This window comes from Paenibacillus sp. NPDC058898 (assembly GCF_049316025.1).
Classification (GTDB): domain Bacteria; phylum Bacillota; class Bacilli; order Paenibacillales; family Paenibacillaceae; genus Paenibacillus_AQ.
The window spans coordinates 434366-446734 of the sequence record NZ_JBMOSM010000001.1 but is presented as its reverse complement, the minus strand read 5'-3'; the positions used below and the strand labels follow the sequence as shown (position 1 = coordinate 446734).

Below are 12369 nucleotides of genomic sequence, written 5' to 3'. Positions count from 1 at the left end.
ACATGCTTTTTCACTTCAGTGAAGACGATAGTATCAATATATTTGTACCAAAAGAGAAGCAAAATCGTCCGGATTTTCCTGCGGTAGTTTGGGCACTTGATGAAGAGCACGAGTATACGTACTATTTCCCTAGGGATTGTCCCCGAATTGTGTGTAGGAAAGATGAGGCGACAACGGACGAACATTTACAACTCTTCTTTAATAATTCAATTGCCAATACCATAGTTACAGTAGAAAGTGACTGGTATACGAGGATATCAAAGCAAATCATATTTCGATATCGTTTTGACGAAGAGGGTTTTGAGCTTTTTGATAAAACAGCTGGCTACTACATTTCTCGCCAAGTAGTGAAACCCAAATCAGTTGAAAAATATGAGAATTTGTTGGAGAGATTACTCCAAAAAGGAATTGAATTAAGAATCACATCAAATTTATTTCCGCTTAAGGAAGCAATATTAGCTTCCGACTTCACAGGATATGGGATACATAGATTCAATAACGCCAAAAGACTCTAATCAATTAGCTTATTGCGAAATGTTAGTTTAACAAAGACACGAAGGCAGTCGGTCAGATTGATCAGCTGCCTTGATTAATCTAACGGGCAGTTTTTTGGAAATTTTGTGACTCTAAAGTATTGCTTTAAATTCCAATGTATTGAAGAGGTGAAATTTTGAAATGAAAATTATCAGAGAAGAAAAAAACGTTAGAGGGCTCCCGTTGCCTAACGAAACACAATTAGTATTGTCTGAAGTTATTCCTCGTCAAGAATTAATAACGTGCTCGTTTGTACTTGCATTCCAAGAAGACGCATTGTTATTAACTAATTTGAATGAAAGAGGATGGGATATACCTGGAGGGCATATTGAACCTGGGGAAACGCCTATGGAGGCAATGAAAAGGGAACTTTATGAAGAAACAGGTGCTTTGATTGAATCTCCTCACGTTCTCGGATATGAATTGATAAGACTATATAACAAGCCAGAGAATTATAAGTATCCATATCCAGAGAGCTATATGGTCTTTTATTCTGCAAGAATCATAAGGCTTGATGATTTTCAAAATACTTATGAAACAAACGGAAGAGGGCTGTTCAAACCAGAAGAGGCATTAAAACTTGCTTGGGTCGAAGCAAATAAAGCTTTCTATGAAGAAGGGCTGCGAAGAGCAGCTAACAATAGGTGATTAAACTAACGGGAAACAATAAATCAACTTTCCAACCACTGGAAACGTTTTAATCAAGGGAGCTAGCTTGGAAACAACGCATTAATATTTTGTAACGGAAGAATAAATGATATTTAAAGATGGAGGAATAATTATGGAGACGAAGGAAGAAAATCTTCCAAATAATAGTACCATGGAATCAATCAAAAGTTTAACAGAGAAAGATTCTAAGACTTTCTTGAACCTTATATATGCACTTTTAAAAGACAACAAATGTCCGAGCGAACATTTGATTTCAAATGTATTATCCATTTTTGAGAAACAATTACCGAGAGTGGCTAAAGCAAGACAGAATAAAAACTAATCATCCTTCGCCGAAACCGAAGACATCGGTGAACGCGCACAATCGTGGCATCAATCTCGGAATTGGGATGAGAATGATTGTAAAACTGGTTTCTTTAATAACGTTCCAAGAGTTTTTTACCAGACTTGTCGGGTGACAAAAACATAGTAACATTAGAATTCGCTTATTAAGCGGCTTTTTATTTTTTATGTTATCAAGTTCTTGTCAAAACACAATGGCAAGAACTTGATAACATTCCCGATATGATTTCATCGACGGCGGCAGACGCCCTTTAACTAACGGGCTGGTTAAACCATTTATTATAAGTAATCTTTCCATTGACTGTAAAAACTTGGATGGTTATGATTACAGTGTAAAAAATGCTTCTTGGAAGTGAGGCTTACGTATGTCACCAGGTATACATTTTATTAAATTGAGGTAACAGAAGGCCAGCAGAAAATAAGCTCTATCGAGAGATGAATAGTTCAATCACGACTCGATTTACCCAAGGAGAACCCATGGACCCACATATTAAACTACTGTTTCTGGATGAACACGCCACAGAAGGTGCCGCGCGATTCGGTTTGAGCCTGAAAGAGCTGTCCTTCATTGGGGGCTTTCAAAATTTTGTCTATTCCTATACTCGCGAAGGATGCAAATATATTCTCCGTTTCACACCTAGTACTCTGCGTGCTCAGAAAGGACTTGAAGCAGAATTAGAATGGATCCCTTATCTGGCGGAGAATGGAATGTCAGTCTCAGAGCCGATCCCTTCAGTGCAAGGGATAGACGTCGAACGTGTCTCTGGAAAGATAATCGATTTCTACGCGACCTCCTTCAGACATGCTCCCGGTCGTAAAATTGGATACCCGGAATGTCTAAATAATCCCATGCTCTATGAGCAATGCGGACGCATGACCGGCCATCTTCATGATCTGGCCAAACGTTATGAACCTTTTACCAGAAGACACTCGTGGGAGCGCAACGATTACCTTTTACTCGCCCGGGAGTATTTACCGCCCGAGCATGCACCAATCCTTCGTGTCCTTGTTGAACTTAAAGAGCGTTTGACTAGTCTGCCTGTTACTCCGGATAATTTCGGTCTAATTCACGGGGATATCAATGTAGGCAATTTTATGGTCGACGAAACAGGTGAAATCACACTCTTCGATTTTGACGAATGCCAATACAGTTGGTATGCAGAGGACATTGCCATTCAACTCTATTATTTGCTTTATGTATTCGGGGAAGATTCGAAGACCGAACGGAAAGTGCAGTACGAACTCTTCATTGATCATTTCGCACTAGGCTATACAGAAAATGGCCGACGGCTGCCAGAAGGATGGAAGGATCAGTTGTCACTCTTCCTTCAGCTTCGCGAAATAATTGTATTCGTTGGTATGAACCGGAGCTGGGATTTACGTCAGCCGGATAATTGGACTCGCGATTTTCTGAAAGATAGTCGGATGCGGATCATCAATGGATTTTCGTTGATCGACGATTTTCTATAATATTCAAATAAATGGATAGTGCTGAATAACGGGAGACGATAGCTCAATGAAGACATGTAGGCAGCTACTTAGTAAGACTTTAAAACGAAGGGATATACGTGGTGAATATTATAAAAGAAATGAAAGCGCATGGTCCTTACATTCGTTTTGAACTAGGACTCGACAGCTTGATGGATGAAGCATATCGAAGGGAGAGTCTTCGTCGTGCACTAGCCATTTATCGTTCAATTTTTGGTTCTGAAGACGATGTGATTTTTATTCATCGCACTAGCCATAGTAAGAGTGAAAAACGAGTTCAAAAGATCCACTTAAAGCGCTTTTTCACAACGCGATTAAGGTTAATGCAATCGCGCACTTTGCCATATGAGTTCGATGAATCGGATGACGAGCTTTACACAAGAGAATGGATTGTTGAAGTTAAAGCTAAAGAATTACGTATGCCTTATGTACTTGAATCCATTGAAAATGTCGACTTCATGCGTAAACCGACATCCGGTGGGCGGATTTATCTATACAACAAATCAAATGACATTTTGTTTCACATGTATGACGATCGGGGCTGTGATGTTTTCAGTTCCGACAAAAGCGCTCTTCTGCCACTCTACCATCTACACCGAAAATGGATCCTGGATTATAACCGCTACGAAATTGACAGCATTTTCGATGAGGGACTCGCCGGTATCGTAGAAACGGACGAAGAAAAAAAACTTCGGTGGATATTTGATAACAAAAAAGTTTCTGATTCTGGAATAAATCTAAGGCGAGTTAATACCTGTCATATATTGCATCATTTTGAGATTCCGTCCGAAAACGCTGATAAGTTTGAAAGAGAAATCTCATTAACGTCATTCGCGATTCGGCGCTTATCTATTACGGATGATCAGGTTACGATTATAGCTACCAAAACACAAGCCTTAGCTCTTATTGATTATCAGACGCACCTCATGAGTATGTTCGGTAAAAAGTATGGAGCCTATAAAGGCTGGAGCTTTGATAAAGCTTAACTATTTCGCTAACGGGACACGATAGCTCAATTAGAACAAGATGGTAGCCGATCCACGTGGATCGGCTGCTTTTGTTTAACTAAAGGGCAGGTTAAAATGGAAATATGTAGAATACATTAATTACTACGGAATTTAAATGGGTACAGAGAATGAAGGTACAAAAATATTTTAACGAGGAGAGTTCCATCCATGGCTATCGAGCCTAAACTCCAGCAACTCTTTCGCGAACCGATCGAACGGATTACATATCTTGATCGCACATTTGCGGGTTGAGCCAGAAAAAGAAATTGATTATGCACTGACTGTAGATCGAGACGAAAGCGGGTACACCTATTTTATCGGGATCGAAGTGACAAGCGTAGACCATGTACCGTCAGGGACCATAGCACGTCTTATCCCTAAAACGAAATATGACAGGTTCACAGCGATTGGACCCGTTGGGGAGTCGATAGGACGAACGTATGACCATATTTTCAAGGAATGGTTTCCAAGCTCGTCGTTTCAAACAGCTCCCATGGAACACTATGATATGCGTTGTAAGTCGCTATTATTGTAGTGGCTTTTTTTTATTTTTATGGTTACTTGATGATTATCAGGCACATAATTTGGGGGAGAATAACACGTAAATCTAAAGGAAAAGAACATATAGTCCGATTATATTATTATTACTACCACGAACATAAAGATGATGATTGAAATTAGTTTATGATGCATCTGATTTTCTTCCATTCATTTATTCTTCAATGACTGAATGATCACGAGTGGTAGGCATTTGGGTTTAAAATTATTGAATGCAATGTCATCATCTGTAAATAGATCTTATTGACTATATGAGCATCTAAATATAAATATATAGACCTATTTTATTATCACTGATATAATTATGGAAAATAATAGGTTGGGGGAGTTATTTTGAAAGGACAAAAATCAAAAATTATAATCTCATTTCTATGTGGTGCTATATTTTTCTCAGGAATTTCTTATGCAGCTGAGAATTATTTAAAAGCTACTCCTGTAAAATATAACAAATTACAGATTAATGGTTCTGAAACAAAATTGGAAAATCCTATCGTAACTATTAATGGTCGCTTATATGGTCCTTTAAAGGAGTTAGGCCAGGAAGCTGGTTTTTCCGTTTCATCTGGAAGTACAATTTATTTAAATAGATTCGAAAAACTTCCAATTACTTTCACACGTGACAATGTATCAATTACATTAAACTCTCTTACTAAAATTGATAAAAGCGTCCAACTAAACGTTACAATAAAAAATAATCGTGATCAGAGTGTCAAAATAGATCTTTCTCAAATTAGAGCCGATGATAATGTTAAGGGTAGAAAGATGTACACTACAAGTGAGTTATCTTCCTTCACACCAATAAATGATAACTGGAGCCTAACTTCAAAAGGATTTTTAGATAATCAAATTGATAGCAAAAGTGAAGTCACTGGCAATATAAAGATAGGTATTACGGAAGGGACAAAAAACGTAGATTTTTACTTTGAATCACGCAGCATACCAGCCTCATTTCCCTTCTATGTTGATACAGAAGGGCTGTTATAATTCATCATTATGTTAAAAAGTCTAAAGCAACACTAAGCGAATGGAAGTGACCAGATGAGACCTTTGGATATCAAACAATTAGAGGAAATCGGAAAACAAACAGCGGAGAACGCAACTCAAAAAGCCAAAGATTCCAATTCCTTTGTTTCGACTGATGACAAGAACATGGTTACATTCCCGATATGATTTCATTGACGGAGGCTCACAAAGATGAATAGACGACTGTTAATTAAACTAACGGGCAGGAAAGTGCGAGAAGAATGTGGAATACTCAGCATCCATCACAAAAAGTAGTTATTGAAATATACCCTGATCTGCCAACGTTCCATCAAGCTGTAGGAGAAGCAGATGCACCCAATTGGTTTATGGGCACATATGAAGGACATATTCTAAATATCGTATCTCCGTTGAATCCAGGACCCGAGCATACGTATCAATCCATCCTGAAAAGCACGGTCCATTTGTTCACCATGTGGTTAATCAATGAAATTAATCCAACGGCTCCAAAATGGATAAGGCAGGGGATAGGTGGATACGAAGCCAAACAGATGTCTCAAGACTTTATAAATGACTCGACGGAAGAGACCATCCGCAATCTGGCGATCCCATCATTTGATGAGTTAAATAATGATACTTGGGATTTCGAAACGATGAAAGGATTCCAGTTCTCCTATATGTTCGTGGAATTTGTTTTTGAACAATACGGAATTGATGCATAAAACAAAGTGATCCGTAATCCTCATGATTTTAATGGGATCTTTCAATGTTCTGAGCTGGAACTGCGTAAGAATATGGTTGATTATATAAAGAAGTAATACTTCTACGATAGTGTTTTAAGCCCGGTAATAAACCGGGCTATTTTCTGCATATGTTTAGAAAATTTTGATCGATCATCAACAGCAGTAAGACAACTATAACCGCAAACGGGGTACATATAACCACAATAGAAGCTGGCAAGTACCGTATGTTCTTGTCCTCCGATAATCGTCTAATGACACAAAAGTGGCTATATATAATAAAGCTGAGAGGCCTGGTGGTTTATCATATGCTTATTTGCTTGTTCTCCAAGCCAGTATGCCTGCATTCATGATTGTACATGCTTCCAAAGCAGCTTCTGGTGTATTTAGTTCCTCACCCCATGCAACATAGTAACGGAATTCATAGAATCCTCCCAATGTTGCCTTAAAGTTTGTCTCCCAATAATTATTCATGGGCCATGAGTATAGGTGAGCTGGATCATTAGCTAGCCCGGGATGTCCGCTCAGAAGACGATCCTCATAGTCTAATGAACCGATTTGAACAAGCGGTGTATCCGGCATTGCAATCGCAATACCTAGTCCTTCACTGACATACGCCGTACCCTCATCAACACAGTAGAAATCGGCAAGGGAACCTGGGAGTTGATCGATTCGCGGACGCAAAGCTGCACCTGTTTTTTCAACCCAAAGTTCTTGCTGCTCTGAAACAGGCGCACTTCCGAAAGGAAGAGAAATGTATAGATTTTCCGGGTCCCATACGCTTTCCTTATGCATGCGTACTGCAATATCGACACGGGCACAATCACTGTATGCGGTAACGAGTAAGGAATAATGGCTGCATCCATTTACGCTGTACGTCAAACGAACTTTACCGTACAGTCCTCCTTTTTCAATAATATCAACATGAATAAGTGTTCCCACAGAAATAATCGCGTCAGGTCCTCGGCGATTGCGCCCCATCTTGCGGCGTACATCATACATTCCAAATTCATTCGGTGCCTGCGTTACATTATAGACAGGAACAAATGCATGATGATTACGGTCAGCACGAAGCAGGTCCTGATTCGAGGTTTTGTCGATCCATTTCGTAATGCCAGCACCCATCTCCCATTCGATGCGAACGAAAGGCGATTCAATAAATTTCGGCGTAATGTGAAGCTTCGGCGCGACTGGTGGAATAATATCCATCATACGATCCGATCCAACATAATCTGTCCGATACGCAGTTACAGGCTTGTGATCTGTAAGGGCTTTGATCGTCAAATGTACCTGCTGTTTAGGCTGGAGCGTTACCGGGATGGTAATGACGACCCCGCGGTGTCCTGTAACCATCTGAGCCTCGTATTCGGTGCCCGTCGCTTCATCCATGACTTCGAAGCCGTTCTTTAATTCCGCCAAATGCCAGCCTTCCATAATGAGCTCAGCATAATCGGTTTGCACAAAGTCATTTGGATTATATAACTCAAACTTCATTGGACGATCAGGACCTAGCAGTGCATCGCCACGTGCCTCAAGGATGTCGTATAAAGCGGTATGAGCAAGCGAACTTGCATTGGCCGCATAGGCTTCTTTCCTGCAGCCAAGCTCCTGAACGAACGGGTTCCAAGGCTCTGTGACAGAGGAATGATAGCCCCATGTATGCTCGGCGAATAGAGCAAGCTCATATTCAATCGCCTCTAAACGTTCTTTGGAGACAATCTCGCAGGCGGGATCTAATTGCTTCACCTTCGTATACACACGCTGTGCTTCACGGAAGATCTGTACATGCATCGGTGTGGTCGCCGAGCCATCCGTCCACCAATCTGGCCAGTCCCCACGGAAAGTTTCAATTTCTGCCGGATGCTCCTCAGCATAAGCTCTTACATCTGCAAAGAAATCGTCCAATGTCGCCGGTTGAATAAAGATGCGGTCTCCATGCTTCTCATTCCAAGGATTCACAAAATCCATCAACGCTGCATTGGGTGAACCGTTGTCGGTAGGAAGTCCGGACACCATAACAGGTACAAACGGGAACGTGTAACCATCAGCAACCAATTGCTCTAAATAACGATTAAATCGTGATTCAGCCACTTCAAAGGATACGCCGTTTCGGACATCATGATCATCGCGAATTGTATAAGATCCGCCAATGCCAGGGATCAATCCAAGATCATTGCCAAACATGTAATGCTCACCGCTCCATGTGAGAATACGATCTCCTTTAGGCGTTTCCCACCAGAATGGAATTTGCTTCTTCCAAAGTGGGAACATGGAGTGATGTGTATGAATACATGTAATTAAATTCTCGATGCCCGAATCCGCTAGGACTTGACTGTATCCCCAGCCAAAACCTGTAATATCTGCCGTCATCGCAGAGCGCACCGGGAACTGAATCGATTGTCCATAATCGGTAATCCGCCTAATCATCACGGAGAGCATCTCTTGATTTAACTGTTCACCGAAATTGAGATAGGTTCCGGAGAGACCGATATAGCCTTTCTTCACCGCTTGAGCGAAATCTTCTTTTTCTTCGGTTGTAGCTTTTAACAGGAATGATTCAACTGGCCAATACGTTTCACATACCCACTTATAGCCTTTCCAGTCAGATCTAGCGCCGCTCTCAATATCACGAACAATCTGCAAAGCCTGCCGAATATAATTGACATGATATTGGCGAATTTTTTCTTGACGCTCCGTATAACCAACATCCGTATGTGAATGTTGAATGACATATATTTTCCAAGGTTTGCTCTGACTCATCGTAAATCTCCTTTCAGGATTACAATAATTTTGGAATGAAATGATTGGACTAGAATCGATAGATGCAAAATGGGAAAGCATTACAGATTGGATTGAAAATGCAGCTTGAAGCGGAAAGAAACATCCTCTTCGTACCACGCTTGGAAGTTTGTGCCCCACACATTGTTATGCAAATTCACATGCATACCTCCAGTGAGCGGAGCAAATGTATGATCAAACTGGAGCAAGCGAGGTTCCCCGGGACATACAAGTGCTGCATCCAAGGTATCAATATGAACTTTTCCATCTGTGGCGGCATAATCCATCCCTTGCTGTACCGCATGCATATTGCGATTCCCGCCTTGAACAACGTCTAAAGGAGATATGAACTGTCCGATTTTGTCCAGCTTCCATTGATTCGGATTGTTAACGATCGGATTAAAGCTCATCCATGCAGCCTCAGGAAGGCGATATGCATCCTTGTCAAACCACTGTAGCTTACATTCTACCGTTTGAGTATTTTTCTTAAACACATATTCAAGTGTTAATTCTCTTGGAGCTCCCATGCGCTCGCATGCAGCTCTTGACATACGCAGGCTTGCGATCACAACATCCTGATCTTCCCCAAAAATGGCTTGCAAGGATTGAAGCTTCGGTATCATAACTTCTTGTGCAATCCACTCTTTGGTTAAGTCCATTCCTGGCTTCCCGAAATCTCCGGTTGCCCACACATGCGTATATCTCCATCTGACGTGGTATTCACGATACCAACGATCATAGTCGGCTTGTGAATAAGTTTCGTAAGAGAATAAACCGATCGGATTGTTAGGGCCGGCCCACTCTCGACCACGATCATCTTTCAATCCGATAATCGCGCCCGTATCCTCAAACACAACCTCAAATTCTCCTAATGTATAAGGCTGGTCACTAGATAGGACGATTGCATCCGTTAGAGCGCAGCGAGACGGCTTTAGTGCGAGTAGGGCAGCGCGTGCTTCAGCTTGTAGTTCAGGGCGAAGTGCTTGTATCGCTTGATCCAGGTATTCCCGCTGCTCCTGCCAAGAGAGTTCCATGAGACTAAAGGAACGTGCATTCAATTTTTCTTCGGCTTCATCACCGAACATTTCAATCATTTCTGCACGTGAATTCATTTCGTAGAAACGATATTCCTGCGGATTCAAGTTAATATCGACCTTGTCACGCTTACGTGCCTGATGGAAATCATCTTTATCATAGTGGATATAATCCGCAAGATATCGTTTGATATCTAGTCCCCAGGTATGTTCAGGGATCATTAATAACGCATCGCAGAAATTGTGATACTCTTCATCGCTGTCTGTAAGCGCCCCTTCTTGCAGCCACTTACTCTTTAGGCGGAGCAATTCACGGTAGCATGCTAATTTAAACGGGTCTGTGGAAGTGCCATGAATCCAGCTGTCTCCAATTTCTTCTTCCACGACAGGCAAGGTATCACGGATTGCCCATACTTTTTCTGCATACTGGTCTAATGTGGAAGCTCTAATTTCTGCATGTGGGTAAGCTTCTCGCAGCTGGGCAAACTCTGCTTCAATCTGCAGGGCCGTGGAAGGTCCATGGTTATCATGCGTATGTGCGAAGTAAAGAACATCGTTCAATCCTTCAATTTCAGAGGTTGTGCCGTAATCTCTACTGTATTGAACAACAATTTCAGATCCGTCCGTATTTCGCCATAAGAACAATTCAGGGACGTGAGGAACATGGCTAGAAGGATTTACGCCTAAATGCAAATACTTCAATCCAGCCTTCGCCATATGCGTGATTAATGAGCGTGTATGACCAGGAACGTCTGTCATTTTGGCTGCGATCGTACGCTTGCCAAATCGCTCATCAAGGCGCATGGCCATTTGAATGCCATAATCAAGCAATTCGCTATCACATAACTCGGTATAAGTGGTGAAAGGAAGGCCATGCCATCTTAAATAGTCTTTTGCAATGGCTTCTTCGACTTGTTGTCTTTCCTCGTCTGTACCATGCTTTAATAGATGGTGGATTAACCACGAGCCCGTTGTCCAGATAAAGGAGCCTCTCTCCGGGTGTTCGGCAAAATATTTCGCTGTTTGAATGGCAGTGGGGATGAACAGCTTCATATATCGGTCCGTCACATTTTTCGCGAGATCTGTGTAGCCAATATCCAAGTGTGTTTTGAAGATGACGTGGATATGTGTTGCGTTTTGGTTCAAGCTTATCGCTCCTTCCTAGTGATTACGCTCTCAGTGTATAGCAATTTATCTCATTTGACTTTTCGAATTATATCTAATAGGATCTGAAACATAATGCGAAGAGAGGCGTGTATTCATTGTGGTGGATCGTACCAAAAATGAACGTTGGGTTTATATTGTAGATGAGGAGCATGGCCCTGCGGCTCGTGTCAAAGATTTAGTGCTTTTGGGATACGACCATTTCAGTAAAGCAGAACTCTTAACCGATCATGTGCACGAAGATGCATATGAATTCGTCTATGTTGATCAGGGGGCTGTCGATTGGGAGGTAGGAGGAGAATTTCACCATACGAGTGCGCAGCATATCATTCTTACTAGACCGGGCGAGCGACACCGTGCCAGCTTTGATTATATTGGACCATCAACGATTTGGTGGATCATTGTTCGCGATCCAGCTCAGCATAAGGAATGGTTCGGCCTCCATGAAGAGGAGCGTCATACATTTGTCAAATGGATGCAAAACTGCCCTCGCATTCAATGGGTCAGTAATGATGTTGTCGTCTACTTCGAACGATTGAAGCAACTTATAATGCAGCAGAATACGGAGCTTCTGGAATTCCAGCTTCGCCATTATGTCATGGAAATTTTGCTGCACATGCTGCATCATCCACAACTAGTTGTTCAATCACAAAACATGCATGCCTACACGCAACAGCTGAAGGAAAGAATCCAGCAGAATCCATCTGCACGATACGCTATTGGGCAGCTTGCGGAGGAGATTGGGTTAAGTGAGTCGCATTTCTATCGCGTGTTCCGTGAGACGAATGGACAATCACCTACGGCGTATATGGAGCGAGTTCGAATGGACTACGCATGTCAGGTACTGAAGGAATCGAAGATGTCCATAACGGATATCGCCATGGAGCTTGGTTTTAAGACGAGCCAGCATTTTGCAACAGTGTTCAAAAAATTGATAGGTGTGACACCAAGGGCATGGAGAAATCAGAATGGTTAGTGTTCAATAGGGAGTTGTAATTAGAATACATCCGTCATATAATCAATTGAAATCTGATATTTCAGATTTCAATTTTAGATATTTAATGGAATTTATAT

General features: G+C 41.5%; 11 protein-coding genes. 9 read left to right on the top strand and 2 right to left on the bottom strand.

Annotated features, from left to right (window positions below):
* The first annotated feature begins 2 nt into the window (after positions 1 to 2).
* The 8 genes from ACOZB4_RS01840 to ACOZB4_RS01805 all read left to right on the top strand — a co-directional run bounded on the left by ACOZB4_RS01840 (position 3) and on the right by ACOZB4_RS01805 (position 6301).
* On the top strand, positions 3 to 515 hold the full coding sequence (locus ACOZB4_RS01840; RefSeq protein ID WP_379405446.1) for a DUF6886 family protein: 513 nt from the start codon (positions 3 to 5) through the stop codon (positions 513 to 515).
* Positions 516 to 675: 160 nt separating this feature from the next.
* Entirely contained in the window at positions 676 to 1182 is a 507-nt protein-coding gene (locus ACOZB4_RS01835; protein ID WP_379405444.1) for an NUDIX domain-containing protein, read from the top strand.
* Positions 1183 to 1315: 133 nt separating this feature from the next.
* Positions 1316 to 1525, top strand: a complete 210-nt coding sequence (locus ACOZB4_RS01830) for a hypothetical protein (protein ID WP_379405442.1) — start codon at positions 1316 to 1318, stop codon at positions 1523 to 1525.
* A gap of 497 nt (positions 1526 to 2022) precedes the next feature.
* On the top strand, positions 2023 to 3015 hold the full coding sequence (locus ACOZB4_RS01825) for a phosphotransferase enzyme family protein (protein ID WP_422759452.1): 993 nt from the start codon (positions 2023 to 2025) through the stop codon (positions 3013 to 3015).
* A 101-nt stretch (positions 3016 to 3116) separates the two neighbouring features.
* Positions 3117 to 4019: a DUF3885 domain-containing protein gene (locus tag ACOZB4_RS01820; RefSeq protein WP_379405438.1), complete on the top strand. Its 903-nt coding sequence runs from the start codon at positions 3117 to 3119 to the stop codon at positions 4017 to 4019.
* 250 nt (positions 4020 to 4269) lie between these two features.
* A complete protein-coding gene (locus tag ACOZB4_RS01815; protein ID WP_379405436.1) occupies positions 4270 to 4575 on the top strand; it encodes a GyrI-like domain-containing protein in 306 nt (101 codons plus the stop codon).
* Between the two features lie 356 nt (positions 4576 to 4931).
* Entirely contained in the window at positions 4932 to 5582 is a 651-nt protein-coding gene (locus tag ACOZB4_RS01810; RefSeq protein WP_379405434.1) for a hypothetical protein, read from the top strand.
* Between the two features lie 260 nt (positions 5583 to 5842).
* Positions 5843 to 6301 (top strand): hypothetical protein, encoded by a 459-nt coding sequence (locus ACOZB4_RS01805; protein ID WP_422759451.1) that lies wholly within the window; start codon positions 5843 to 5845, stop codon positions 6299 to 6301.
* 330 nt (positions 6302 to 6631) lie between these two features.
* Here the strand turns inward: ACOZB4_RS01805 and ACOZB4_RS01800 are convergent, their stop codons facing one another.
* Together ACOZB4_RS01800 and ACOZB4_RS01795 are read right to left on the bottom strand one after the other, a co-directional pair.
* Positions 6632 to 9079: a glycoside hydrolase gene (locus ACOZB4_RS01800; protein ID WP_379405430.1), complete on the bottom strand. Its 2448-nt coding sequence runs from the start codon at positions 9077 to 9079 to the stop codon at positions 6632 to 6634.
* Positions 9080 to 9159: 80 nt separating this feature from the next.
* Complete coding sequence (locus ACOZB4_RS01795; protein WP_379405428.1) at positions 9160 to 11277, bottom strand: DUF5054 domain-containing protein; 2118 nt, start codon at positions 11275 to 11277, stop codon at positions 9160 to 9162.
* Between the two features lie 121 nt (positions 11278 to 11398).
* Here ACOZB4_RS01795 and ACOZB4_RS01790 point away from each other — a divergent pair, with 121 nt between their 5' ends.
* Complete coding sequence (locus tag ACOZB4_RS01790) at positions 11399 to 12271, top strand: AraC family transcriptional regulator (RefSeq protein ID WP_379405426.1); 873 nt, start codon at positions 11399 to 11401, stop codon at positions 12269 to 12271.
* Positions 12272 to 12369 lie beyond the last annotated feature (98 nt).